The sequence below is a fragment of the Allobosea sp. OAE752 genome (genome assembly GCF_050433265.1).
Taxonomy (GTDB): domain Bacteria; phylum Pseudomonadota; class Alphaproteobacteria; order Rhizobiales; family Beijerinckiaceae; genus Allobosea; species Allobosea spartocytisi.
The window spans coordinates 538,606-562,901 of sequence record NZ_JBNPXO010000002.1; the positions used below are offsets into that span (position 1 = coordinate 538,606).

The 24,296-nt window shown below is 66.5% G+C and carries 21 protein-coding genes; 11 read left to right on the forward strand and 10 right to left on the reverse strand.

What is annotated here, in order from left to right; all coding sequences use genetic code 11:
• Positions 1-34: 34 nt before the first annotated feature.
• Together puuE and uraH are read right to left on the reverse strand one after the other, a co-directional pair.
• Positions 35-1,456: an allantoinase PuuE gene (gene puuE, locus GGC47_RS07470; protein WP_142021856.1), complete on the reverse strand. Its 1,422-nt coding sequence runs from the start codon at positions 1,454-1,456 to the stop codon at positions 35-37.
• A gap of 79 nt (positions 1,457-1,535) precedes the next feature.
• Positions 1,536-1,889, reverse strand: a complete 354-nt coding sequence (uraH, locus tag GGC47_RS07475; RefSeq protein WP_112764057.1) for a hydroxyisourate hydrolase — start codon at positions 1,887-1,889, stop codon at positions 1,536-1,538.
• A 136-nt stretch (positions 1,890-2,025) separates the two neighbouring features.
• Here uraH and GGC47_RS07480 point away from each other — a divergent pair, with 136 nt between their 5' ends.
• Complete coding sequence (locus GGC47_RS07480; protein ID WP_142021857.1) at positions 2,026-3,264, forward strand: urate hydroxylase PuuD; 1,239 nt, start codon at positions 2,026-2,028, stop codon at positions 3,262-3,264.
• Between the two features lie 224 nt (positions 3,265-3,488).
• Positions 3,489-5,990 carry a hypothetical protein gene (locus GGC47_RS07485; RefSeq protein ID WP_113252416.1) on the forward strand — a complete coding sequence of 834 codons (2,502 nt, stop codon included), beginning with the start codon at positions 3,489-3,491 and terminating at the stop codon, positions 5,988-5,990.
• A 75-nt stretch (positions 5,991-6,065) separates the two neighbouring features.
• On the opposite strand, the gene GGC47_RS07490 is transcribed toward GGC47_RS07485, so the two are convergent.
• Entirely contained in the window at positions 6,066-7,124 is a 1,059-nt protein-coding gene (locus GGC47_RS07490) for an NAD(P)/FAD-dependent oxidoreductase (RefSeq protein WP_038358694.1), read from the reverse strand.
• A gap of 98 nt (positions 7,125-7,222) precedes the next feature.
• A complete protein-coding gene (locus GGC47_RS07495; protein WP_112764042.1) occupies positions 7,223-7,654 on the reverse strand; it encodes a GlcG/HbpS family heme-binding protein in 432 nt (143 codons plus the stop codon).
• A 205-nt stretch (positions 7,655-7,859) separates the two neighbouring features.
• Between GGC47_RS07495 and lysM the strand changes: the two genes are divergently transcribed.
• The 6 genes from lysM (at position 7,860) to GGC47_RS07525 (ending at position 13,923) form a co-directional block, all read left to right on the forward strand.
• Positions 7,860-8,303, forward strand: coding sequence for a peptidoglycan-binding protein LysM (gene lysM, locus GGC47_RS07500; protein ID WP_038358692.1), 444 nt, complete (start codon positions 7,860-7,862; stop codon positions 8,301-8,303).
• Positions 8,304-8,480: 177 nt separating this feature from the next.
• The gene (locus GGC47_RS07505) at positions 8,481-8,798 is read left to right on the forward strand and encodes a rhodanese-like domain-containing protein (protein WP_038358691.1); all 318 of its coding nucleotides are present in this window, start codon (positions 8,481-8,483) and stop codon (positions 8,796-8,798) included.
• Positions 8,799-8,846: 48 nt separating this feature from the next.
• Positions 8,847-9,803, forward strand: a complete 957-nt coding sequence (locus tag GGC47_RS07510) for a YiiG family protein (protein WP_429067521.1) — start codon at positions 8,847-8,849, stop codon at positions 9,801-9,803.
• Positions 9,804-9,903: 100 nt separating this feature from the next.
• Positions 9,904-12,213 (forward strand): xanthine dehydrogenase family protein molybdopterin-binding subunit, encoded by a 2,310-nt coding sequence (locus GGC47_RS07515; RefSeq protein ID WP_429067524.1) that lies wholly within the window; start codon positions 9,904-9,906, stop codon positions 12,211-12,213.
• A 143-nt stretch (positions 12,214-12,356) separates the two neighbouring features.
• Positions 12,357-12,788: a c-type cytochrome gene (locus GGC47_RS07520; protein WP_038358689.1), complete on the forward strand. Its 432-nt coding sequence runs from the start codon at positions 12,357-12,359 to the stop codon at positions 12,786-12,788.
• Positions 12,789-12,945: 157 nt separating this feature from the next.
• Complete coding sequence (locus tag GGC47_RS07525) at positions 12,946-13,923, forward strand: c-type cytochrome (RefSeq protein ID WP_429067526.1); 978 nt, start codon at positions 12,946-12,948, stop codon at positions 13,921-13,923.
• A gap of 100 nt (positions 13,924-14,023) precedes the next feature.
• Here the strand turns inward: GGC47_RS07525 and GGC47_RS07530 are convergent, their stop codons facing one another.
• From GGC47_RS07530 to GGC47_RS07550, 5 genes are all read right to left on the reverse strand, one after another.
• Complete coding sequence (locus tag GGC47_RS07530; RefSeq protein ID WP_112764046.1) at positions 14,024-14,662, reverse strand: LysE family translocator; 639 nt, start codon at positions 14,660-14,662, stop codon at positions 14,024-14,026.
• Positions 14,663-16,231: 1,569 nt separating this feature from the next.
• Positions 16,232-16,636 (reverse strand): (R)-mandelonitrile lyase, encoded by a 405-nt coding sequence (locus GGC47_RS07535; RefSeq protein ID WP_112765326.1) that lies wholly within the window; start codon positions 16,634-16,636, stop codon positions 16,232-16,234.
• A 27-nt stretch (positions 16,637-16,663) separates the two neighbouring features.
• Entirely contained in the window at positions 16,664-17,284 is a 621-nt protein-coding gene (locus GGC47_RS07540; protein WP_038358685.1) for a helix-turn-helix domain-containing protein, read from the reverse strand.
• Between the two features lie 118 nt (positions 17,285-17,402).
• Positions 17,403-18,326 carry a DMT family transporter gene (locus GGC47_RS07545; protein ID WP_142021862.1) on the reverse strand — a complete coding sequence of 308 codons (924 nt, stop codon included), beginning with the start codon at positions 18,324-18,326 and terminating at the stop codon, positions 17,403-17,405.
• A 248-nt stretch (positions 18,327-18,574) separates the two neighbouring features.
• Complete coding sequence (locus GGC47_RS07550) at positions 18,575-19,354, reverse strand: SDR family oxidoreductase (RefSeq protein WP_038358683.1); 780 nt, start codon at positions 19,352-19,354, stop codon at positions 18,575-18,577.
• A 142-nt stretch (positions 19,355-19,496) separates the two neighbouring features.
• Between GGC47_RS07550 and GGC47_RS07555 the strand changes: the two genes are divergently transcribed.
• Together GGC47_RS07555 and GGC47_RS07560 are read left to right on the forward strand one after the other, a co-directional pair.
• The gene (locus GGC47_RS07555; RefSeq protein ID WP_081925099.1) at positions 19,497-20,402 is read left to right on the forward strand and encodes a UDP-2,3-diacylglucosamine diphosphatase; all 906 of its coding nucleotides are present in this window, start codon (positions 19,497-19,499) and stop codon (positions 20,400-20,402) included.
• A complete protein-coding gene (locus tag GGC47_RS07560) occupies positions 20,402-21,505 on the forward strand; it encodes a glycosyltransferase family 4 protein (protein WP_429067532.1) in 1,104 nt (367 codons plus the stop codon). Before GGC47_RS07555 ends, GGC47_RS07560 begins: the two co-directional genes overlap by 1 nt.
• Here the strand turns inward: GGC47_RS07560 and GGC47_RS07565 are convergent.
• Positions 21,441-23,234, reverse strand: coding sequence for a cation:proton antiporter domain-containing protein (locus GGC47_RS07565; protein WP_429067535.1), 1,794 nt, complete (start codon positions 23,232-23,234; stop codon positions 21,441-21,443). The genes GGC47_RS07560 and GGC47_RS07565 overlap by 65 nt on opposite strands.
• 214 nt (positions 23,235-23,448) lie before the next feature.
• Here GGC47_RS07565 and GGC47_RS07570 point away from each other — a divergent pair, with 214 nt between their 5' ends.
• Entirely contained in the window at positions 23,449-24,294 is an 846-nt protein-coding gene (locus GGC47_RS07570; protein ID WP_142021864.1) for an AAA family ATPase, read from the forward strand.
• Positions 24,295-24,296: the final 2 nt, after the last annotated feature.

Genomic DNA, 24,296 nt, shown 5'->3' on the forward strand with positions numbered 1-24,296 from the left:
TGGAGGGGAGGGTTCCGCCGTGCCACGAGCGGGATCAGCGCGGCAGCAGATCCTTCAGCCGCAGCAGGGAGATCGTCTCGACCTGTCCCAATGCGGTCGCGAACTCCTGTTCGCGCGTGTTTTTGAGGCGCGTCTCGAAGGCGTCGAGGATCGCGGCCTTGCTCGCGCCCTTCACCGCCATGATGAAGGGAATACCGAAGCGGGCCTTGTAAGCCTCGTTGAGCGCGGTGAAGCGCACGCGCTCGTCGCCGGTCAGACGGTCGAGGCCGGCGGAGGCCTGCTCGCCGGTGGATTCCGGCGTCAGTTCGCCGGCTGCCGCCAGCTTGCCGGCCAGATCGGGATGGGCGGCAAGCAGCGCCTTCTGCTGTTCCGGCCCGGCCTTGCGCATGATGGCGGTCATCGCGGCGTGCAGCCCTTCGGCCGTGTCCTGCGCGGGGCCGATCCCGGCATCGTAGGTCGCTTCGGCGATCCAGGGTGAGTGCTCCCAGACGCGGCCGAAAACCTCGATGAAGAGCGCTTTCGGTAGCTTCGAGGGCACATAGCCACCCGCTGGGGGATGCGTCCTGACCCAGTGGCGGGCAATGTCGAGCCTTGTCGCCACCCAAACCCTGTCATGGCTCTTCACATAGTCGAGGAAGCGGGCGAGCGCAGCGGCGCGGCCCGGCCTGCCGACGAGGCGGCAATGCAGCCCGACCGACATCATCTTCGGCGCGGTCTCGCCTTCGGCATAGAGCGTGTCGAACGAGTCTTTCAGATAGGCGAAGAACTGGTCGCCGCTGTTGAAGCCCTGCGGCGTGGCGAAGCGCATGTCGTTGGCGTCGAGCGTGTAGGGCACGGCGAGCTGCGGACCCTTCGGACCGGAGAGCCAATAGGGCAATTCGTCGGCATAGACGTCGGCCGTGTAGAGGAAGCCGCCTTCCTCCATCGTCAGCGGAATCGTGTTCTGCGAGGTGCGGCCCTGGTAGCAGCCGAGCGGGCGTTCGCCGGTCAAGTCGGTCTGGATTCGGATGGCCTCGAGGATGTCGGCGCGCTCGCGCTCCCGCGGCACGTCGCGATAGTCGATCCATTTCAGGCCGTGGGTCGCGATCTCCCAGCCGGCCTCCTGCATCGAGCCGACGATCTCGGGATAACGTGCCAAGGCGCTGGCGACCGCGAAGACCGTCACGGGCATATTCCGCTCGGTGAACATCCGCCACAGCCGCCAATAGCCGGCGCGGGAGCCGTATTCGTAGATCGACTCCATGTTCATGTGGCGCTGGCCCGGCCAGGGCGCCGCGCCGACGATCTCGGAGAGGAAGGCTTCGGAGGCCGCGTCCCCGTGCAGGATGTTGTTCTCGCCGCCTTCCTCGTAGTTGACGACGAACTGGACGGCGATGCGGGCCTCGCCCGGCCAATGCGGATGCGGGGCGTCGCGGCCGTAGCCCTTGAGGTCGCGCGGATAGGCGGTGTCGGTCATCGGAAAGGTGCTCGCAAACTGATTCAGCTGAGGATCCTAAGTGGCGGCGTCATCGCGTCAAAGCGCGGCCCACGCGGTCTCAGCTTCCCCGATAGGTGGTGTAGCCATAAGGCGAGGCGAGGAGCGGGACATGGTAGTGCCGCGTCACCTCCGAGAGGCCGAAGCGGACGGTGACGACATCGAGGAAGGCCGGCTCCGGCAGCGTGACGCCGCGCTCGCGGAAATAAGGGCCGATGGCGAAGTCGATCTCGTAGATGCCGGGCCGCGTCGCCTCCGGCGTCAGGAGCGGAGCGTCGGTGCGGCCATCCGCATTGGTGACCGTTTCGGTGAGTGTCTCGGCGCCCTCCGGTCCGATGCGGCGCAACGAGACCGCGACGCCGGCGGCGGGGCGCCCGCCATGCGTATCCAGGATGTGCGTCGTCAGCCCTGCCATGTCCGGCCTTTCCATCGCCTTGCGTTTCCCGGTCAGCAACTTGCATGCCGACCGCGCTCAACCGTAATTTGCCCTGGGGCGAAGTCCAACGGCGCGTGGCGCCGTTCCCGCCCCTGAACGAGGACAGCGACCCGCGATGCTCAGCGCCTATCTGATGGAATGGGGCAGCATGATGCTGCGCTGGCTCCACGTCATCACGGCGATCGCCTGGATCGGCTCCTCCTTCTTCTTCATCCATCTCGATGCCAGCTTGCGGCCGGCGCCGGATATCCCGCCGGGCACGGGTGGCCGCGCCTGGCAGGTCCATGGCGGCGGCTTCTACGAGATGCGCAAATACATGGTCGCGCCGGCCGTGATGCCGGCGGAGCTGACCTGGCACAAATGGCAGAGCTACTGGACCTGGATCTCGGGCTTCTTCCTGCTGGTCTGGGTGTATTACGCCCAGTCCGAGCTCTACCTGATCGATCCGGCGGTGATGCAGCTCTCGCCCCTGGCGGCGGGCGCGATCGGCATCGCGGCGCTGGCGGGGGGCTGGCTGATCTATGACTGGATGTGCCGCTCGCCGCTCGGGAAGCACGACGTCTGGCTGGGGCTGATCGGCTTCGGCTATGTCGTGGCGGCGAGCTGGGCCTTCGCCAACGTCTTCTCCGGGCGCGGCGCGCTGATCCATACCGGCGCGCTGATGGCGACGATCATGACCGCCAATGTCTTCTTCAACATCATGCCCGGCCAGCGGAAGGTGATCGCGGCGCTGACCGCCGGCGAAAAGCCCGATCCGAAATACGGCAAGGCCGCCAAGCAGCGCTCGACGCACAACAACTACATCACCCTGCCGGTGCTGTTCCTGATGCTGTCGAACCATTATCCGGTGACCTATGCCAATGCGGCGGCGATCCCGCTGCTGGTGGCGCTGGTGATCGTGGCCGGCGCGCTGATCCGGCATTTCTTCAACCTCCGCCATGCCGACCACGCGAAATCGCCCTGGTGGTGCTGGGCCGTGGCGATCCTGGCGCTCTGGCTCGCCTTCTGGGTGGCGATGGCGGCCTCGCCCGGCGGGCGCGAGCAGCTCGGCCTGAAGCCGGGCGAGCCGGGCAGGCCTGTGCTGCTGGCGGGGATGGCGCTGCCGCCGACGGAGGTGACCAACATCGTCACCGGGCGCTGTGCGATGTGCCATGCGCCGGAGCCGTCCTGGCCCGGCATCCAGATCGCGCCGAAGGGCGTGCTGCTCGACGGTCCCGAGCAGATCGCCATCCATGCCCGCGCCATCAGGTCGCAGGCGGTGATGACCCATGCGATGCCGCCCAACAACCTCTCCGGCATGACGGCAGGCGAGCGGCGGGTTCTGGCCGCCTGGCTCGCCGAAAAACCACGCTGAGACGGTTTCGGCGGCGTATCGCTGCCGGTTGAAAGCCGTCTGTTTCGGCGATCGGATTCGGCCTTCGTTCAGCTTTTACGCAATTCGCTCACGGGTCCGTGATTGCGTTCAGATTCAGTTCATCTGCACACCACCAATGTCCTGCTCCACTAAAAGGCCGAAGGGAGGTTCCATGAAGGAGCCGTTCGCGCCTTGGGACCGTGGGGGTCCGTTTGAGACGCTTGGTGAATGCAAGGGGCGCCGGCTACCTGCTGGCGGCCATCGCTTTCGTTGTGGCATGGGTCGTCCTGTGCTGGCCCTGGCTTTCGGGGTCGGTGACGATTCCGTTCGACGCCAAGGCGCATTTCCAGGCGCAGGTCGAGTTTCTGGCGCGGGCGCTGCACTCGGGGCAGTCGCCCTTCTGGAACCATAACGTCTTCGCCGGCTCGCCGCAGGTCGCCGATCCGCAATCGCTGATCTTCTCGCCCGCGATCATCCTGGCGCTGCTTTCGCCGGCGCCGGGCTTCCGCATGGTCGATGCCTTCGTGCTGCTGCATCTGCTGGTGGCCGGCTTTGCCGTGATCATGTTCTTTCGCGACCGCGGCTGGCATCCGGCGGGCGGGTTGATGGCGGCCCTCGTCTTCGCCTTCGGCGCCTCGGCGTCCTGGCGGATCCAGCATATCGGGCAGATCGAGAGCCTGGCCTTCTTCGCCATCGCCTTCTGGCTGACGGCGCGGATGCTGCAGCGCGGCTCGGCCTGGGCCGGCGTCTTCGCCGGGCTCGCAGCCGGGCTGATGGTGCTGAAGCCCGACCAGGTCGCGATGCTCGGCGGCTATGTGCTGATCGGCATGGTCCTGGCGCACTGGATTTCCGGCGGCTGGCCGTCCGTCCGGGCCTCGCTCGTCCCCGCCGCGCTGGCGAGCGCCGCGGGCCTCGCCGTGATCACGGTGCCGCTGCTCTGGACCTGGCTCTTCGCCGAGGCGACGACGCGGCCGGAGATCGGTCTGGGCGTGGCGACGACGGGGTCGCTGCATCCGGCGTCGCTGCTGACCGCCTTCGTCGGCGATCTCTTCGGCGCGAAGAACCCGAATGTCACGTTCTGGGGGCCTTATCTCAACCCGAACTGGGTGAAGGATCTGACGCTGTCGCAGAACATGGCGCAGATCTATATGGGCGCGCTGCCGATGCTGCTGCTGATCGCGCCGGGGCTGACGCGTGGCTGGCTTTGGGACAAGGCGGTCAGGCCGCTGACGCTGCTGCTGCTGTTCATGGTGCTGTATGCGCTCGGCCGCTACACGCCGGTCTTCCAGGTGCTCTACGATTATCTGCCGGGCGTGAAGATGTTCCGCCGTCCGGCCGATGCGACCTTCCTGATCGGCGCTCTCGGGGCGATTCTCTCCGGCTATGTGCTGCACCGGATGCTGACGGCCGAAGGCATCTCCTTCCGGCGCGATCTGCTGATCGGCGGCGCGATCGTGCTGGCCGTGGCGCTGGTCGCGATGCTGCTCTCGCGCAGCGAAGGGCATCTCGGCGATGCGTGGGCGCCCGTTCTGGCGGCCCTGGGCTGGTTCGGCGCGGCCGTGGCGCTGCTTGTCGTCCTGCAGCGCTGGCGCGGGGCGCTCGCGCCGGTCGCGGCGATGGTACTGGTGACGGGCGTCGTCGCCTCCGATCTCGGCGTCAATAACGGCCCGAACGAATCGACCGCGCTTCCGCCGCAGCTCTACGACGTGCTGCGGCCGACGACGCATAACCAGACCATCGCGCTGCTCAAGCAGTTGACGGCGCAGCCGGCGGGGTCGCCCCGTCGCGACCGGGTGGAGCTGCTCGGCATGGGATTCGAGTGGCCCAATGCCGGCATGGTGCACGGCTTCGACCATACGCTGGGCTACAACCCTCTGCGCCTCGAGGATTTCTCTGAGGCGGTCGGCACCGGGGACGGCATCGCCAATCCCGGCGACCGCAAGTTCACGCCGCTGTTCCCCTCCTACAACAGCCGGCTCGCGAACCTGCTCGGCCTGCGTTACATCGCCTCGCCCGTGCCGATCGAGCAGGTCGACCGCACCTTGAAGCCGGGTGATCTGACGCTGCTCGCCCGGACCAAGCAGGGCTATGTCTACGAGAATCCGAACGCCCTGCCGCGCGTGCAGTTCGTCGGCGGCTGGGCCTTCGCCGATTTCGAGAGCATGAAGCTCTCGGGCCGCTGGCCCGACATCGACCCGCAGCAGGCGGTGCTGCTCGATGCCGAGCCGCCGGTCGCCGCGCCCGAGGGACCGGCCGCGGTGCAGGCCGAGGTCAAGCTGACGAAATACCGCAACACCGAGGTCGAGGTCGAGGTCACCACGCCGGCCGCGGGCTTCGTCGTGCTCAACGATGTCTGGCACCCCTGGTGGCGCGCGCAGGTCGACGGCGTCGACACCGAGATTCTCAAGGCCAATGTGCTGTTCCGCGCCGTGCAGGTGCCGGCCGGCACGCATAAGGTCACCTTCAGCTTCCAGCCGCTTTCGGGCGCGATCGCGGAGCTCAGGGCCCGGATTTCGCCGCAGGAGCCGGAAGACACCTTGCCGCCGCCACCGCCCTATGACCCGGACGAGCCGCAGATCGTGGCGGCGCCGGGCGCGGACCGGATCCTGGCGGGGCCTTCGCCGGCCGTGCGCGATTCGCTCGGCCTCGGGGCCACCCAGCCGGGCGCCGCATCGCGCAATGGCACGGCCTCCGCCCGGATCTTCGGCGAGACCGAGGCGCACTGAGCGGGAAAGCGCCGAGTCCGGTCTCCGTCATTGCCTCGCTACGCTCGCAATGATGGAGCAGGTCGTCGCGCGATCTCAGGCGACGCCGAGCTTCTTCTGCAGGCTGGTCGAGGATGTCGTGTACTGGAAGGTCAGCCGCTTCTCCGGATAGACGTAGCGGTGGACCTTCTGGGCGCAGAGCGCGGCTTCGTGGAAGCCGGAGAGGATCAGCTTCAGCTTGCCCGGATAGGCATTGATGTCGCCGATGGCGAAGATGCCGGGCACGCTCGTCTCGAACTTCTCGGTGTCGACCGGGATCAGGTTCTCGTGAAGGTTCAGGCCCCAATCGGCGATGGGGCCGAGCTTCATGGTCAGCCCGAAGAAGGGCAGCATCGTATCGCAGGCGATCTCGAAGGTTTCGCCGGCATTGTCCCGGCAGATCGCGGCTTCGAGCTTGCCGTTCTCGCCCTTGAGCCCGGTGACCTGGCCGAGCTTCATGTCCATCCTGCCCTCGGCGACGAGGGAGCGCATCTGCTCGACCGAATGCGGCGCGGCGCGGAAATCGTCGCGGCGGTGCATCAGCGTGACGCGGGCTGCGACGGGCTGGAGGCTGAGCGTCCAGTCCAGCGCCGAGTCGCCGCCGCCGACGATCAGGATGTTGCGGCCGCGGAAGGCCTCCATCCTGCGCACGGCATAAAAGATGGAGCCGTTCTCGTAGTTCTCGATACCGGGGATCGGCGGCTTCTTGGGCTGGAAGGAGCCGCCGCCGGCGGCGATGACGACGGTCTTGGTGTCGAAGACCGTGCCGGCGTCGGTGGTGACGCGGAAGCGCGGTGCCTCGGGGCTGCCCGTCGGCTCGACCGACTCGATCATCTGGTTGAGATGGAAGGTCGGGCCGAAGGGCTTGATCTGGGCGATCAGGTTGTCGACCAGCGCCTGGCCGGTGACCATTGGGAAGCCGGGGATGTCGTAGATCGGCTTCTCCGGGTAAAGCTCGGCGCATTGCCCGCCGACCTTCGGCAGGATGTCGACGAGATGGGCCCGGATGTCGAGCAGGCCCAGCTCGAAGACGGCGAACAGGCCGCAGGGGCCGGCGCCGACGATGACGACGTCCGTCGTGATGACTTCGTTTTCGTTGGCTGCCGCGTCGCTCATGGTCCTGCCTTCGATCCGGTCCAAACCGTGCGTTTTAACGAACTTTGCCGGAGGTGGAGATGAGCCTTCGCCTGCCGCTTGGCAAGTCCGGATCGGGCTCAGGCGCCAGTCTCGGCACGCAGACCGGCCGCCGCGATGCCCGCCAGCGCTGCGGCCTCGTCATTGTCGGAGGTATCGCCGGAGATGCCGACCGCGCCGAGCAGCTCGCCCTCGGACGAGCGGATCAGCACGCCGCCGGGCACGGGCATGAGCAGGCCGCCGACCGCATGGGTGGCCGCCTCGATGAAATAGGGCCTGTCCTGCGCCATCTTGTGGAGCGCGCGCGAGCCGAGCCCGAGCGCGACCGCGCCATGGGCCTTGCCGAACGCGATCTCGCCGCGCTTGAGGCTCGTGCCGTCCTGGGCGGCGAAGCTCTTCTGCGCGCCGCGCGCGTCGATGACCGCGATGGCGAGCGGCTTGAACGCGTTTTCGGTGGCGTGGGCGAGTGCGGCGGAGAGAACCGCCTGGGCCTGGGCGAGCGTCAGCATCATGGGAACTCCGATTCTGTAAGGATGCGTGTTTTGCCAGCCGCGCGGCGTGCGGTGAAGCGCGGCTGTCGGCAAACTGTCGTGCGCCCACGGAGAAAATGACCGCAAACCGGGTTAGACTGCTTGAACTTCGGACGGAATCGGCAAGCAAGCCTTGCGCAGGACGTTCAGACCGGGCTTGATGGCTTGCCAAACCAAGGAGGTATCCATGGGTCTGTTCAGTTTCATCAAAGAAGCCGGTGCCAAGATCTTCGGATCGACCCCGGCCAATGCCGCGACGGCCGATAACCTACAGAAGGAACTGGCTGGCCATGGCCTGCCGTCCGACGTCAACATCCAGATCGACGGCGACAAGGTGAAGGTCTCCGGCAAGGCCGTCTCGACGGAAGAGGCGGAGAAGATCATCCTCGCGCTCGGCAACACCACCGGCGTCGCCCAGGTCGAGTCCGACCTGGTCGTCAACAAGGAGGCGCCTGCCGCGGTGTTCTACACGGTGAAGAAGGGCGACACGCTCTGGAAGATCGCCGAAGAGCATTACGGCAAGGGGCAGGGCGCGAAATACAACGAGATCGTCAAGGCCAATACGCCTCCGGTCAAGAATCCCGACCTGATCCAGCCGGGCTGGGTGCTGCGCATCCCGCCGCTGGGCTGATCCAAGCTTCCATCGCCGGCTCCGCGCCTCGGCGCGGAGCCGGCCCATCATGCGCGACGCCGCGACAAGGAAACCGCGTGTCATGCCGCACCGCCGTTTCGGGGTGTTTGAGGCATTGGCGTTCGGGCGCGGCCGCCTTATCTCCGCTTCCGGATGCAGCGAAGGAAGCGACCCGCCATGACCGTGAACGACCTCGACATCGACGATATCAAGGCGGGCCTCGCCGAGGGCTCGATCCTGCTCGTCGATGTCCGCGAGCCGCATGAGTTCGCAGCCGGGCATATTCCCGGAGCCGTCTCGCGGCCGCTCTCCCAGTTCGACCCGGCCGACCTGCCGGACGAGCCGGGCAAGCGCATCGTCTTTTCCTGCGCGGCGGGTGTCCGCTCGCGGCATGCGCTGGCCTTCGCGCAATCGGCCGGGCTCGACATCGACAGCCATTATGTCGGCGGGTTCAAGGATTGGGCGATGCGAGGGGAGGCGATCTCCTTCGACTGACCGGATGGGTCGCGTTCCGCCGGCCCGTTCAAGACCAGGATTACTGCCATGCCTATCCGTATTCTGCTTCGCAGCGCGGTTTGTGCCGCCGCCATCGTCGCCGCCTCGCCAGCGATGGTGTCGGCGCAGAGCGTTCCGGCCCAGAGCGCAGCCTCGGCCCTGGCGGGCGAGGCCGAGCTGCAGGCCGCCATCTCCAAGTCGAACGCCTATACGGCGCTGATGAACCGCACGCTGCGCGCGATCCAATCCTGGGAGCGCTATGCGAGCTGGGTCGACATGAAGAAGGGGCCGACCGGCAAGGAGCGCTACATCGATTACGGGCTCTACAGCCTCTACGACGTCACCGGGGAGATCCAGAAGGCGGAAGAGGCGGCGGCGCGCGCGCCGAAGCTGCCGGAGATCGACGCGACGGTTCTCAGCTACATCAAGGCCTATCAGGAGCTGGCGCCGCTGATCACCCGGGCCGAGCGCTACTACGACCGCAAGGACTATCGCGACGACAACCTTGCCGAAGGGCAGAAGCTGCATGCGCAGATGGTGCCGGCGGCGAAGACCTTCCTCGACCTGCGCGCCAGGCTCGACGCCGGAATGCGCGTCTACAAGACGGCGCTCGACGCGCAGGAACTGGCCGCGCTCGAGAGCCGCGAGGGCAAGTCCGCGCGCTGGCAGGTCCGCAACGTGATGGTCAACGCCCGGGCGGTCATCGACCTGATGCCGTCGAACGAGAAGCCGATCGTCGATCTCAAGGCGTTCGATGCTGCGGTCGCCGGCTATGCCGGGGCGGTCCGCGAGATGGACGATTTCAAGGACAAGAACCCGGGCAAGTCGCTCTTCGTGGACAGCCAGGCGAGCTCCTGGCTCGGCAGGCTGCGCGATTTCAGCAGCAAGCTCGCCAAGAGCAAGGGCGATGTCCGGCGCGGCGCGGCGAACGACGCCAACTGGATCGTGAGCAGCTACAACACGATGATCACGCTTTCGGAATCGGCGGTGCGTTTCTCCCGCTGACGCAATGCGTTGAACGCAGCCCCGACGCATAGGGCGCCGGGGCTGACGACATGCGGTTTCTGTTCCACTCTTTCATTAGAGCCAACTGAGGATATGCCTCATGCGTCCCATGAAATTCGGTTTCGGCCAGCCCGTGCGGCGGGTCGAGGATCAGCGCCTGACCACCGGCACCGGCCGCTATACCGACGACATCGCGGTTGAAGGCGCGCTGCATGCCTATGTGCTGCGCTCGCAATATGCCCATGCGCGCTTCACCATCCGCGACAAGGAGACAGCCCGCAGGATGAAGGGCGTGAAGCTCGTCCTGACCGGCGAGGATGTCGCTGAATACGGCGACCTGCCGTGCAAGGGCCATATCAAGACCGTCTCGGGCGAGATGTCGCAATCGCTGCCGGTGCCTGTGCTGCCGCGCGATACCGTGCGCCATGTCGGTGAGGCCGTCGCCTTCATCGTCGCCGAGACGCTGGCGCAGGCGCGTGACGCCGCCGAGGCGATCGAGATCGACTGGCAGCCGCTGCCGGCCGTGACCGGCATCGAAGAAGCGCTGGCGAAGGGCGCGCCGCAGGTCTGGGCGGACAGGCCGGGCAATGTCGCCTTCGAGGCCGAGCAGGGCGATCGCGAGAAGACCGAGAAAGCCTTCGCCAAGGCGGCGCGCACGGTCTCCCTGACCATCGTCAACAACCGGCTGGCCTCCAACTACATGGAGACGCGCGCCTGCGTTGCCGAATACGACAAGGCCGAGAAGCGCTGGACGCTGACGCTGGGCAGCCAGGGCAGCCATGGCATGCGCGACCTCATCGCGACCTATGTGCTCAAGGTCGATCCCAAGCGCATCCGCGTGGTGACGCCGGATGTCGGCGGCGGCTTCGGCACCAAGATCTTCCTCTACCGGGAATATCCGCTGGCGATGATCGCGGCGGAAAAGCTGAAGCGCCCGGTGCGCTGGGTCGCCGACCGCACCGAGCATTTCCTCGCCGACACCCATGGCCGCGCCAATCTCGCCACCGCGACCATGGCGCTCGACGCCAAGGGCAAGTTCATCGGCCTCAAGGTCGATCTCTCGGCCGAGATGGGGGCGTGGCTCTCGCAATACGGACCCTTCATCCCCTGGGTCGGTACGACGATGACGCCGGGCTGCTACAACATCCCGGCCGTGCATGTGCTGTTCCGCGGCGTCTTGACCCACACCACGCCGATCGACGCCTATCGTGGCGCCGGGCGCCCCGAGGCCGCCTATCTGATCGAGCGGCTGGTCGATGCCATCGCGCGCGAGACCGGCAAGACGCCGGACGCGGTGAGGGCGCAGAACTTCGTCAAGCCGTCCGAGATGCCGCACAAGACCCAGACCGGCCCGGTCTACGATTCCGGCGAGTTCGAGGGCCATATGCGCCATGCCATGCAGGTGGCTGACTGGAAGGGCTTCAAGGCCCGCCACAAGGCTGCGGCCAAGGCCGGCAAGATCCGCGGCATCGGCATGGCCAGCTATATCGAGGCCTGCGGCGGCGGCGGCCCGGAAAGCTCGACCGTGATCCTGGAAAAGGACGGCATGGTGACCGTGCTGATCGGCACGCAGTCGAACGGGCAGGGGCATGAGACGGCCTATTCGCAGCTCGTCTCGCAGCATCTCGACATCCCGATGGACCGCATCCGCGTGGTGCAGGGCGATACCGACCGGGTCGAGACCGGCTCCGGCACCGGCGGCTCGCGCTCGATCCCCGTGGGCGGGGCGGCGCTCAACAAGGCGACGGAGATCCTGACCGACAACCTCAAGCAGCTCGCTTCGGAGACGCTCGAGGCGGCCGTGGGCGACCTCGAGATCGCCAATGGCGCGGTTCGGATCGTCGGCACGGACAAGCAGCTCGACCTCGCCGCCATCGCGGCGCTGCCGGGTGCGACGCCAACGATGCTCAAGGTCCATCAAAGCTGGACGCCGCCGGAGGCGACCTATCCGAACGGCACCCATGTCTGCGAGCTCGAGATCGACCCCGGCACCGGCCAGACCGAGATCCTCAACTATGTGGTGGTCGACGATTTCGGCGTCACGCTGAACCCGTTGATGCTGCAGGGCCAGGTCCATGGCGGCGCCGTGCAGGGCATCGGCCAGGCGCTGATGGAGGAGATCCGCTTCGATCCCGACGGCCAGATGCTGACCGCGACCTTCATGGACTATGCGCTGCCGCGCGCCATCGACGTGCCGAATTTCCATTTCGAGACGCGCAATGTCCGCTGCCTCACCAACGCCATCGGCGTGAAGGGGGCGGGGGAGGCCGGCGCCATCGGGGCTTGCCCGGCGGTGATGAACGCGATGGTCGATGCGCTCGACCGCGCCGCCGGGATCAAGGCGATCGACATGCCGGCGACGCCGGTGAAGGTGTTCAACGCGCTGAAGGAGGCCGGCTACCGGCTTTGATGCAAGGGCGGATTTGCAGCTTTGCAAGTCCGCTCACGCAAAAGCGACTTGGCGGCGTCGCGATCATCGTTTGATCTGGACGAGTTCTAAACGGTGCCGTCCGGCGCCGGGACGATTGCGACCTTGCCTCGAAGGGGACCTGAATGATCCGCACCGCTTTCGTGCTCCTGAGCCTCGCGCTCGGCGCCACCGCCGCGATGGCGGAGACGAACCCGATCGCCGAACGTCAGCAGACGATGAAGGCGGTCAGCGCCGCGACGCGCGAAGGCGCGGCCATGGCCAAGGGCGACACGCCCTTCGATGCGGGCAAGGCGCAGTCGGTCTTCAAGACCTATGCCGATGCCGCCAAGAAGATGCCGGCGCTGTTCCCGGACAGCTCCAAGAGCGGGGGCGAGACCACGGCCTCGCCGAAGGTCTGGGAGGATCAGGCCGGGTTCAAGGCAGCCTTTGCCAAGTTCGAGGCGGATGCGGAGGCGGGCGCCAAGGCCGGCGATCTCGCCGACTTCCGGACCGCTTTCGGCGCGGCGACGAAGAATTGCGGCGCCTGCCACGAGGCCTACCGCATCAAGAAGTGAGCTGCGGCCCGGCCGTCCAAAGCTGCACGGTGAAGCGGGCGCCATGGCTGGCCGCCCGCTTTTTCGTCTCGGATGGGAGCTTTCGCGCGGCGGCCACGTTAGAGTTAGGTTGATGTGAGATAGCCTGTTCACGGCGCCGTCCTGAGGCGGCACGGTCATGGACCGGTCTGCCGAAGGGATTGGGGAGTTCGCGATGCTGCTGCTGCGCCGCCTTCTGGTCACGCTCGTCCTGCTGGCGGCCGTCGCGCTGGGCGGCTTCTACCTGCTGACCGACCCGCGCATCGTCTCGCCCGCGCCGGAGATCGGCGCGTTGCCGGCGCCCGACCTCGAGAACGGCAAGCTGCTCTTCGCGGCCGGCGGCTGCGCCTCCTGCCATGCCACGCCGGGACAGGATGATCGCACGCGGCTCGGCGGCGGGCTGGCGCTGGCCTCGCCCTTCGGCACCTTCCACGCGCCCAACATCTCGCCGCATACGCGCGACGGCATCGGCAACTGGGGCGTCCAGGATTTCGTCGATGCGATGGCGGCCGGCATCGGGCGGCAGGGCGAGCATCTCTACCCGGCCTTTCCCTACACCTCCTACCGGCTGATCCCGCCCAAGGCGCTGGCCGATCTCTTCGCCTATATCCGCACCTTGCCGCCGGTCGAGGGCCGGGCGCCGGCGCATGAACTGCGCTTCCCCTTCAACATCCGGCGTCTGGTCGGCGGCTGGAAGCTGCTGTTCTTCCAGGGCGGTTCCTTCAAGCCCGATCCGACCAAGAGCGAGGCCTGGAATCGCGGCGCCTATCTGGTGAACGGTCCCGGCCATTGCGCCGAGTGCCATTCCAGCCGCAACGCGTTCGGCGCCGTCATCCCGGCGACGCGCTTCGCCGGCGGCCCCGATCCCGAGGGCAAGGGCACCGTGCCGAACATCACGCAGGACGAGGCCGACGGGCTCGGCAAATGGTCGAAGGAGGAGATCGCGGAGCTGTTGAAGACCGGCTTCACCCCGAGCTTCGACAGCGTCGGCGGGCCGATGGCCGATGTCGTGCGCAACACCGCACAGCTTTCCGACGCCGACCGCGCCGCGATGGCGGAATATCTCAAATCGCTGCCGGCGGTGGCGACCCCGCCGCGGCCGCAAGGGAAGAAGTAGGCCGGAGGTTATCGGGGCAGCCACGGGCAAACGTTGCCTTCGTCCCGTGAGCGCGGAATCGTCTGCTTTTGTTAGTGGCTCTCAGTATCGGCAAATGAGCTCAGGCAGACGAGCGCAGGCTGTCCACCATCAGCTTGGTGCCCAGGGCTCCGACCACAGCTCCGGCGGTTCGGTCGATCCAGACCTTGGAGCGGAGATAGGCCGCCTGCGGCGTGCGGGACGAGAAGCCGACGGCCACGACCGTGTACCAGCCGAACTCGATCAGGAAGAGCATCGGCGGCAGAACAAAAAACATCCAGGACGGTGTCGGGGACGGCAGCAGCGCGGCGAACATGGACGCATAGAAGATCGCCGTCTTGGGGTTGGAGAGCTGGACGAAGAGCGCTCGCAGCAACGAGGTCCATAGCGTGCTCTGCCGCTCGCTGGCCGTGTCGGCGACCTCCAGCGGTTCGGGAGCGGCGCGCCAGATGTTGATGCCGAGCCACAGAAGATAGGCGCCGCCGGCCAGCCTGAGCGCGATGTTGAGCCATTCGACCTGCAGCAGGATCGCCGTCAGGCCCGCGACCGCGATGATCGCGAAGACGAAGCCGCCGATGCCCATGCCGATGGCGGCCATCACGCCATCGGTGCGCGAGCGTGAGATGGCGATGCGCGAGACCACGACGAAGCTGGGGCCGGGGCTGATCGCGCCGAGCAGGAACACGCCGAGGATCGAAATCAGGACCGCAAGCTCATGCATGGCTGCCTCTCGTCACTTCCGTTCGACGGCCCTGCGCTGGGGAGGCCGATCTGGGGGGCACTGTCGATGCAATCGCCGTGGGCTGCAAGGGGTCGTTTGCGGACAGAACCAATGCGGTGCAGTTACTCCGTCCGACCTCAACTTGCTAGTTCGGAACTATGCTTCACAAGCGCAATCTGTCGGGCATCGTGGAAGTGGGTGGGCTTCACTATTCGTGGAACGTTCAACGCGAGCCACAGTGGTGTGATGCCGATAGCTGGCGCGGAATGTCCATCTTGCTACAATCGGAGGTGGAAGGGCGCGAGGCCGTTCTCGAATTTCCTATGCCGTGGTCATCTGGCCGTTCCGGGCGGCAGCCACAGCGCAAGCGACCTCAGATAAACGACTGCATTATTGCGAACGGTATACGGTCAGCCATAGCAGGCGGTTGGGAGTCGGCGTCCAAAGGGAAACCTTTCATGGTCAACGTTGATGCCAACGGCTGCTAAGGGTCGGGAGCGGACATTTGCTGCCGCCGCTCGGGCGGCTAATGTGGGCTCCCTGACAGGGCAAGCCGGATGCTCCTATGAATAGCAGGTCAGCAACAATTTATGCTATACTTCTAACTTCCGTGATTCAATTTGCGATTATATTCTTTATTTTGGCTAGATTTGAGTTTGGTCTCCGCGATGTTATGATATCCGCCTTACACGCGGCTGCGTATAGCTTTATTATTTCTTTTGCTTTTTGCCTCCCAATTCAATTATTACTCTTAAGCGGAAATAGAAGAAAGTTGTTTTACGTTTTTAGTTATATGTTTGGATTTTTTTTCTTAACAGTAATTATGGAAATTTATACAAAAATTGTTTTGGGTTGGCCCTTGGACAAGAATAATTCATTGACTTGGGACGAGACGGCAATTGGGATTGCGTTCCTATCTATATTGGTGTTTCCGCTAAGTTTAATAAGCGCGTATATTTTCAATATTTTACTCCGGCTTTTTCTTAGTTCAGCTCGGCCAACTATTTGAACTCAGCGAGAGCAGAGTGTGCCCGCGCGCCGTCAGCAATGGGTCGAAAGCGGACAAGGCCTGAGAAGTTATCCCCGCCCTCCCACACCGCGCCTATCCTCGGCCCACCTCATCCCCGAGGGGCAGCCATCCGGAGGTGTGCCGTTGGTGGGGATGGGGTCGGCGCCTGCGGGTGGAGTCACGATCCACTCCCGGGAGGCTTCGGGGCACCGCCCTGGGGACACTACGATCCCTGTGCGAGGAGCTCGCTGGGAACGGCCGATGGCATCACGCCTTCGTCCCATGCCCGAGTAGACGCGACAAGGCGATGAGCCGAACTGGCGTCGAAAGGGCTCGCGGCGAAGGATGGCCGCAGGCCCGATAAGCGCGGCCCGGAGACTTAAAGAACGCCGGAAGCGGAGCGCCACGGGGCGTGCGGAAGGTGGCTCAATCCCTCCGCGCCGCATCCTGGCTCAATGGAAGCGGCCTGATACCCAACCGCGCCTCGCGGCGCTCCGCTGCCCCTCACCACCACCGAACGCGGCGACGCGGGCGGGCGAAGGCGTGTGCGTCGCGTGGGTTCAGATGGCTTTTGCGGCGTATTGCGCGTCGGTCACCTGTTCGAGCCAGTCGACGGGCGAGCCGTTCAGCTTTTCCTGAAGGGCGATGTGGGTCATCGCGGTCGTCGCCGTGGCGCCGTGCCAGTGTTTCTCGCCGGGCGGAAACCAGACGGTGTCGCCCGCGCGGATTTCCTCGATCGGTCCACCCTCCCGCTGGGCCCAGCCGCAGCCGGCGGTCACGATCAGGGTCTGGCCGAGCGGATGGGTGTGCCAGGCGGTGCGGGCGCCGGGCTCGAAGGTGACGAGGGCCGTGGCGATCCGCGCCGGCTCGGGCGGGTTGAACAGCGGGTCGATACGGACCGTGCCGGTGAAATATTCGGCCGGCCCCTTGCCGGAGGGCTGCGAGCCGATGCGTCGGATTTCCATGGTTCGCTCCTGCTCGCGCCCCTCGTCTTATTCCATCACCGCGGCCTTGAGGATGCAGACCATCAGCGCCGAGCCGGGTTCGTTGCCGACGCAGCGGACGATGTGGCGGCGGTCGCAGCGGTAGCGCAAGGTCTCGCCCGCCTTGGCGCGCTGGACGATATCGCCGACCTCGACCTCGAATTCGCCGGCGGTGACGGAGAGCGATTCGATCGAGCCGCGCTGATGGCCTTCGGAATCGAGCTCGCCGCCGGGTTCGGAGGAGACCTCGTACCATTGCAGCCATTCGACCGTCTTGATCCAGCCGACGATGGCGAGCCTGAGCTTGCCGTCCTCGGAGACCAGAATCGGCGTGTCGGCGCGGGTGGTCTTGTCGATGAAGGGCTCTTCCTCGCCGCTGGACAGCACGCGCTCGATCGAGATGTCGAGCGCCTGCGACAGCCGCCAGATGGTCGCCAGCGTCGGATTGGTCTCGTTGCGCTCGATTTGGCTGATGATCGACTTGGCGACGCCCGACTGCTCGGCGAGGTCGGAGAGCGAAAAGTTGTAGGCCTTGCGCAGGCGCTGGATCGTCTTGCCGAGCTGGCCCGAGATGACCTGAGCCCCGGATTCAAGCTCCCGCCCGCCGCGCTCCTTCGTCTCGATTCCCATGAATTCGGCCCCTCCTGCGTATGAGGCCGTTTGTAACGGCGGACGTTCGTTTGAACAAGCGAACAATGCCCGGCATCCGGCGAGGCCGGACCGTGCACCGCCGAAAACGCACCCGGACTCAGGTCAGGCGGCTGGGGCCGACCTCGCGCTGGGCGCGCCGGGCGAGGCCGAGTTGGCGCTCGCGGAAGATCACGTAGATGCCCGAGGTGATGACGATGAAGGCCCCGATCACGATGGTCTGCGCCGGCCATTCCCCGAACCAGAACCAGCCGATGGCCACCGCCCAGAGCATGGTCGAATATTCGAAGGGCGCGACCAGCGAGGCGTCGCCATAGCGATAGGCCTGGACGATCAGGATCTGGCCGAGTCCGCCGAGGATGCCGATGACGACCATCATCATCGCATCCCTGGCATCCGGGATGTTCCAGCCGAGCAGGATGGTCGAGAGGCCGAGCAGGCTGGTCAGCAGCATGAAGTAGAAGACGATGGCGCCGGTGCGCTCGGTCGAGGTCAGAAGCCGGACCTCGACCGAGGCGAAAGCCGAGCAGAAGGCGCCGGCCAGGCCCAGCGCGGCACCGATCGCGGCGTTGCTGCCGACAGGGTGCGCGCCGGCGCCCAGATGCGGCGAGAGCATGATGAGGACGCCGACGAAGCCGATCGTCACCGCGGTCCAGCGATAGATCCGCACGCGCTCCTTCAGCACCAGCGCCGCGAGCACGACGACCGCCAGCGGCGCGGCATAGCCGATCGCGACAGCCTCCGAGAGCGGCAGGAACTGCAGCGCCGCGAAGCCGCAGAACATGCCGGTCGAGCCCATGATGCCGCGCTTGAGATGGCCGCGCAGATTGTCCGTCTTCAGGGCTCCCGGCAGCTCAGAGCGCCAGGCGAGCCAGATGAGCAGCGGGATCATCGCGAAGAAGGAGCGGATGAAGACGATCTCGCCGGTGGGATAGCGTGTCGAGATCGATTTGATGCCCGCCGACATCAGCGTGAAAGCCAGCGCCGAGACAAGCTTGAGACTGATGCCGAGAAGAGGGGACAAGGCGGCGGCGCGGCGGGAGGGCTGGGACGGGTTCGGGCGAAACCGCTTCTCCTTAGACCATGTCGAGATCGAGGAGCGAAGCGTGAACTCCGCAACCCGGCTAGGCCATTGGCGTGGGAGCGGGCCGTTCCCGGCGAAAGCGCGTCATTCCCGGGTGGCGCATCGCGCCGACCCGAGAATCTCTTTGCGGAAGAGGCGCAAGAGCCTCCGTGTCGCGAGATGCTCGGGTCAAGCCCGAGGCGCGCGGCTCAGAACGTCCCGCGGAAGGCGCCGCCATCGATCAGGAAGTTCTGGCCGGTGATGTAGCCGGCGTTCGCGCTGGCCAGGAAGGCGCAGAGCTGGCCGAATTCGTCGGGCGTGCCGAGGCGGCCGGCGGGAACCGCGGCGAGCCGCCGCTTCGTCGCCTCCTCGATGCTGATGCCCTGCATTTCGGCCACCTTGTTGGTCGCGGTCTTGATGCGGTCGGTGTCGAACACGCCGGGCAGGATGTTGTTGATGGTGACATTGGCGTGGGCGACCTCGCGGGCGACGCCCGAGAGGAAGGCGGTGAGGCCGGCGCGGGCGGCGGAGGAGACGTCGAGGCCGGTCAGCGGCGTCACCACGCTGGCCGAGGTGATGTTGACGATGCGGCCGAAGCCGCGCGCGATCATGCCGTCGATGACGCGCTGCACCAGCTCGAGCGGTGTCGCCATGTTCTGGACGACGCCTTCCAGCAGGCCCTCGCGCGTCACCTGGCGGAAGGGCTTGGGCGGCGGGCCGCCATTGTTGTTGACGAGGATGTCCGGGTTGGGCGCGGCCGCGAGCAGGGCGTCCTGACCGGCCTGGGTCGAGACGTCGGCGACGACGGCGATGACGGTCGCGCCGGTCGCGGCGCGGATCGCGCTGGCGGTGGCTTCCAGGGTGGTCGCGTTGCGGCCGTTGATCACGACGGTGCAGCCCGCCTCGGCCAGGGCCTGCGCACAGCCGCGGCCCAGCCCCTTGCTGGAGGCGCAGACGATGGCCGTGCGGCCGGCAATTCCAAGATCCATCAGATGTCTCCGTCAGTTTCGCACGCCGTTGTCGGACAGCGGCCGGTCAGCAAGGCTGAGCACGGATTGCTGGTTCCGTCATCAAAGCGCAACGCAAATCAGACACACGCCGCAAACATCGCAACAGCATGGACTGCCGCGCATGAGCGACGAGGACGACGCGAAGCAGGTTCGCAGCATCTTCATCTCGGACCTGCATCTGGGCACGCGCGGGGCGCAAGCCGATCTCGTGCTCGAGTTCCTGCGGGCCTATGATGCACCGAACATCTATCTCGTCGGCGACATCATCGACGGTTGGCGGCTGAAGAGCGGCTGGTATTTCCCGCAGAGCCACAACGACGTCGTCCAGAAGCTGCTGCGCAAGGTGCGCAAAGGCTCGAAGCTGATCTACGTCACCGGCAACCACGACGACTTCCTGCGCGATTTCACCGGCCTGCAGTTCGGCGGCATCACGCTCGTCGACGACATCGTCCACGAGACGGCGGATGGCCGGCGCCTGCTCGTCATCCATGGCGACCTGTTCGACCTCGTGGTGCGCAACGCCAAATGGCTCGCGCTGCTCGGCGACTGGGCCTACACGGTGGCGCTCGGGCTCAACATGGTGATCAACAAGGTCCGGCGCGTCCTGCGCCTGCCGCATTGGTCGCTCTCGGCCTGGGCCAAGCACAAGGTCAAGAACGCCGTGAACTATATCGGCGAGTTCGAGACCTGCCTGGCCGACGAGGCGCGCCGCCACAATGCCGACGGCGTGATCTGCGGCCATATCCATCACGCGGCCTATCGCGAGATCGCGGGGCTGACCTACATCAACACCGGCGACTGGGTGGAGAGCTGCACCGCCTTCGTCGAGCACCATGACGGTCGCTTCGAATTGATCCGCTGGCCGCAAGGACGCCTCAAGGGCGAGGCGGCCGTGCCGGTCGTCGTGCCGGCCCGGCCGGCCGCCGTGCCGGAACTCGTCGAGGCCGCCCGGAGCATGCTCCAGCCTCTGGAACTGGCACGCATCATTGGCGCTCTGCCGGAAACGGCGGAACGGAAAGCGCGCTGATGCGCGTCCTCATCGCCACGGACGCCTGGCGGCCGCAGATCAACGGCGTGGTGCGCTCGCTCGAACGGATGATCGAGGCGGCGCCGGATTTCGGCGCGACGGCGGCGGCGCTCACCCCGGACGGCTTCCGGCAGATCGCCATGCCGAGCTATCCCGACATCCGGCTCGCGCTCGCCACCCGCCGCGCGCTCGCGAAACGGATCGCCGAATTCAGGCCGGACCACATCCATATCGCGACGGAAGGGCCGATCGGCTGGCTGACGCGGGCGGTCTGCCTGGCGCAGAAGCGCCCGTTCACCACGAGCTACCACACGCGCTTCCCGCAATATGTCGCGGCGCGCTGGCCCATTCCCGAAAGCTGGAGCTACCGGCTGCTGCGACGCTTTCATGGCCCGGCGGCTGCCGTGATGGTCTCGACCGCGACGGTCGAGGAGGAGTTGCGCCAGCACGGCTTCGAGAAGCTGGTGCGCTGGGGGCGGGGCGTCGATCTCGACCTGTTCCATCCGCGCCCGCAAAGCGTGCTCGACCTGCCGCGGCCGATCTTCCTCAGCGTCGGGCGCGTCGCGGTCGAGAAGAACCTCGACGCCTTCCTGTCGCTGCGGCTGCCGGGCAGCAAGGTCGTGGTCGGCGACGGGCCGGCGCGGGCCGATCTGCAGCGCGCCTTTCCCGAGGTGCATTTCCTCGGGACGAAGGAAGGCGAGGAACTCGCGGCGATCTATGCCTCCTCAGACGTCTTCGTCTTTCCGAGCCTGACCGACACCTTCGGCATCGTGCTGCTGGAGGCGGCGGCGAGCGGGCTGCCGGTCGCGGCCTTTCCGGTGCAGGGCCCGCGCGACGTCTTCGCCGGCAGCGGCGCGGCCGTGCTCGACGAGGATCTGCGCAGCGCCGCCATGCAGGCGCTCAGGATACAGCCTGAAATCCCGCTGGAGCTGGCGGCGCGGCATAGCTGGACGAGCAGCGCGGCGCAGTTCTACGGGCATATCCGGCGCGTGGCGCAGCAGGCGGGCTATCTCGCGCACGAGGCCGCGAGCCCGGGCCTCACAGCCTTCGGGAACGGGCATGGCGCGGAAGGGCGCGGGCTGCCGCGGCGTCTGCCGGCTTGAGCTGGGCGCGGAAGCCGTCGCGCCGCTCATGCACGGAAGCGATGACGAGGCCCATCGGCACGCCGAGCCCGACCAGCGCCGCCTCCGACAATTGCAGGCTCGCCTCGATCGTCTCCGGCACGGCGTCGTTGACGCCGATCTCGTAGAGATGGCGGGCATGGGCCGCATCGCGGGCGCGGGCGACGATGACGATGTCCGGACGCAAGGCGCGCGCGGCCTGCACCGTGGCATCGACGGCGCGCGGATTGTCGATGGTGACGATCAGCGCCGTCGCCTCTTCCAGTCCGCATAGCCTCAGGAAATCGGGCTGCGTCGCGTCGCCGTAGAAGGCCGGACGGCCTGAGCGGCGCTGGGCGGTGACCAGGGCCGCGTCCGAATCGATCAGGATGTGCGACTTGCCGTGCTCGTCCAGCATCGAGGCGACGAGGCGCCCGACACGCCCGCCGCCGACGATGATGGCGCGCGGCGCGCGATCGTCCGGCGGGAGCACCTTGGCCTCGTCCGGCAAGGTCACCGGCGCGGCGAGCTTCTGGGCGAAATGGCGGGCGAAGCGCGCCTGCAGGGGCAGCGCGACCATGGTCAGCGACACCGCCGCCAGCGCGATGCTGGTCGCATTGCGGTCGAGAAGGCCCGTGGCGGAGGCGTCGTTCAGCAGCACGAAGGCGAATTCGCCGCCGGGGCTGACCATCAGCGCGGTTTCGAGCGCCGTCGCCGCAGACAGGCGGAAGCGGCGGGCGAGAACGAAGATGATGAGGCTCTTGATCGCGACCAGCCCGACCGCGATGGCGAGGATGGCGACGGGGTGGGCCGCGATCTGGGCCGGATTCACGCCCATGCCGACGGTGAGGAAGAAGACGCCGATCAGCAGGGATTTGAAGGGGTCGATCGTGACCTCGATCGCCCGGCGGAACTCGGTCTCGGCCAGCAGCAGCCCGGCGATGAAGGCGCCGAGCCCCATCGAGAGCCCGGCGGCGGCGGCGATGAGGCCGGTGCCGAGCGCCGTCAGCAGCGTTGCGGCCATGAAGCTTTCGGCCGAATCGGTCGAGGCGACGAGGCGGAAGAGCGGGCGCAGCGCCAGCCGGCCGATGACCACGATGGTCGCGATGGCCGCCGCCGCCTGGATGAAGGCCTGCGCCAGACCGGCGACGAGCGAGCCCGAGCCGTTCTGCGCATCGAGCACGGCGATCAGGAACAGCAGCGGGATGACCGCGAGATCCTGGCAGAGCAGGATGGCGAAGCTGGCGCGGCCGGCCGAGGTCGTCATCCGCTTCTTGGCGGCGAGCAATTCGACCACCATCGCCGTCGAGGAGAGCGCGAGGCCGAAGCCGATGATCAGCGCCGCCGTCGTGGGCTGGCCCAGCGCATAGGCGACGAGGCCGATGGCCGCTGCCGACAGGCCGACCTGGCCGAGGCCGAGCCCGAAGACGAGGCGCCTCATCGTCATCAGGCGCTCGAAGGACAGTTCCAGCCCGATGACGAAGAGCAGGAAGGCGACGCCGAGCTCGGCCGGCCCGGCGAGCGCCTCCGCATTCGAGACCGTGACCGTGCTGAGCAGCGGCACCTTGGAGACCAGCCCGCCGAGGCCGAAGGGGCCGAGCAGCGCGCCGCAGGCCACGAAGGCGATGATCGAATTGATCTTGAAGCTCTTGGCAAAAGGCACGATCACGCCGGCCGTCGCGAGCACGACGACGGCGTCCTTGTAGACGGAAGGATCGACGGTTCCGGCCAAGGCCTGCCCTTGTGATTCGATGGAGAAGCGGATGCCTCGTCATTCTTGCGATTCGTGGGTGCGATGCACAACCTTCGAATTGCGGTGGCAGAGAGAAATTCGCCTTGCGACATGAGCGCTTAGGCAATGACCTTCGCGCCGAGCGTGCAAATGGCGGTTTTCGCGTTCGGCGCCGATGGGCTAGCGTACCGGCGTAAAATCAAAAGGATCGCTCATGCGTTTTGCCGGCACCGAGAACTATGTCGCGACGGAGGACCTCACCGTCGCCGTCAACGCCGCGATCCGGCTGGAGCGGCCGCTCTTGGTGAAGGGCGAGCCCGGCACGGGCAAGACGGTGCTGGCCGAGGAGATCGCCGCCGCGCTCGGTGCGCCGCTCATCACCTGGCACATCAAGTCGACGACCAAGGCGCAGCAAGGGCTCTACGAATACGATGCGGTGAGCCGGCTGCGAGACAGCCAGCTCGGCGATCCGCGCGTGTCGGACATCGCCAACTACATCAAGCGCGGCAAGCTCTGGGAGGCTTTCGTTGCGCCCGCCCGGCCGGTGCTGCTGATCGACGAGATCGACAAGGCCGATATCGAATTCCCCAACGACCTGCTGCTCGAGCTCGACCGCATGGAGTTCCACGTCTACGAGACGGGCGAGACGGTCAAGGCGGCGCGGCGGCCGGTGATGATCATCACCTCCAACAACGAAAAGGACCTGCCGGACGCCTTTCTGCGTCGCTGCTTCTTCCACTATATCCGCTTCCCCGATGCGCCGACGATGCAACAGATCGTCGAGGTGCATTTCCCCGGCATCAAGAAGCGGCTGATGGAGGAGGCGTTGCGCCTGTTCTTCGAGGTGCGCGAGGTGCCGGGCCTCAAGAAGAAGCCCTCGACCTCGGAACTGCTCGATTGGCTGAAGCTGCTCGTCGCCGAGGATATCGGGCCGGAGGTGCTGCGCGAGCGCGACCCGCGCAAGCTCATCCCGCCGCTGCACGGCGCTTTGCTCAAGAACGAGCAGGACGTCTCGCTGTTCGAGAAGCTCGCCTTCATGGCGCGGCGCGAGAGCCGTTGAGC

Bases quoted from the DNA above. Each gene is read 5' to 3' on its own strand.
- puuE (WP_142021856.1), bottom strand. From the start codon at position 1,456: ATGACCGACACCGCCTATCCGCGCGACCTCAAGGGCTACGGCCGCGAC.
- uraH (WP_112764057.1), bottom strand. From the start codon at position 1,889: ATGGCAGGGCTGACGACGCACATCCTGGATACGCATGGCGGGCGCCCC.
- GGC47_RS07480 (WP_142021857.1), top strand. From the start codon at position 2,026: ATGCTCAGCGCCTATCTGATGGAATGGGGCAGCATGATGCTGCGCTGG.
- GGC47_RS07490 (WP_038358694.1), bottom strand. From the start codon at position 7,124: ATGAGCGACGCGGCAGCCAACGAAAACGAAGTCATCACGACGGACGTC.
- GGC47_RS07495 (WP_112764042.1), bottom strand. From the start codon at position 7,654: ATGATGCTGACGCTCGCCCAGGCCCAGGCGGTTCTCTCCGCCGCACTC.
- lysM (WP_038358692.1), top strand. From the start codon at position 7,860: ATGGGTCTGTTCAGTTTCATCAAAGAAGCCGGTGCCAAGATCTTCGGA.
- GGC47_RS07505 (WP_038358691.1), top strand. From the start codon at position 8,481: ATGACCGTGAACGACCTCGACATCGACGATATCAAGGCGGGCCTCGCC.
- GGC47_RS07510 (WP_429067521.1), top strand. From the start codon at position 8,847: ATGCCTATCCGTATTCTGCTTCGCAGCGCGGTTTGTGCCGCCGCCATC.
- GGC47_RS07515 (WP_429067524.1), top strand. From the start codon at position 9,904: ATGCGTCCCATGAAATTCGGTTTCGGCCAGCCCGTGCGGCGGGTCGAG.
- GGC47_RS07520 (WP_038358689.1), top strand. From the start codon at position 12,357: ATGATCCGCACCGCTTTCGTGCTCCTGAGCCTCGCGCTCGGCGCCACC.
- GGC47_RS07525 (WP_429067526.1), top strand. From the start codon at position 12,946: ATGGACCGGTCTGCCGAAGGGATTGGGGAGTTCGCGATGCTGCTGCTG.
- GGC47_RS07530 (WP_112764046.1), bottom strand. From the start codon at position 14,662: ATGCATGAGCTTGCGGTCCTGATTTCGATCCTCGGCGTGTTCCTGCTC.
- GGC47_RS07535 (WP_112765326.1), bottom strand. From the start codon at position 16,636: ATGGAAATCCGACGCATCGGCTCGCAGCCCTCCGGCAAGGGGCCGGCC.
- GGC47_RS07540 (WP_038358685.1), bottom strand. From the start codon at position 17,284: ATGGGAATCGAGACGAAGGAGCGCGGCGGGCGGGAGCTTGAATCCGGG.
- GGC47_RS07550 (WP_038358683.1), bottom strand. From the start codon at position 19,354: ATGGATCTTGGAATTGCCGGCCGCACGGCCATCGTCTGCGCCTCCAGC.
- GGC47_RS07555 (WP_081925099.1), top strand. From the start codon at position 19,497: ATGAGCGACGAGGACGACGCGAAGCAGGTTCGCAGCATCTTCATCTCG.
- GGC47_RS07560 (WP_429067532.1), top strand. From the start codon at position 20,402: ATGCGCGTCCTCATCGCCACGGACGCCTGGCGGCCGCAGATCAACGGC.
- GGC47_RS07570 (WP_142021864.1), top strand. From the start codon at position 23,449: ATGCGTTTTGCCGGCACCGAGAACTATGTCGCGACGGAGGACCTCACC.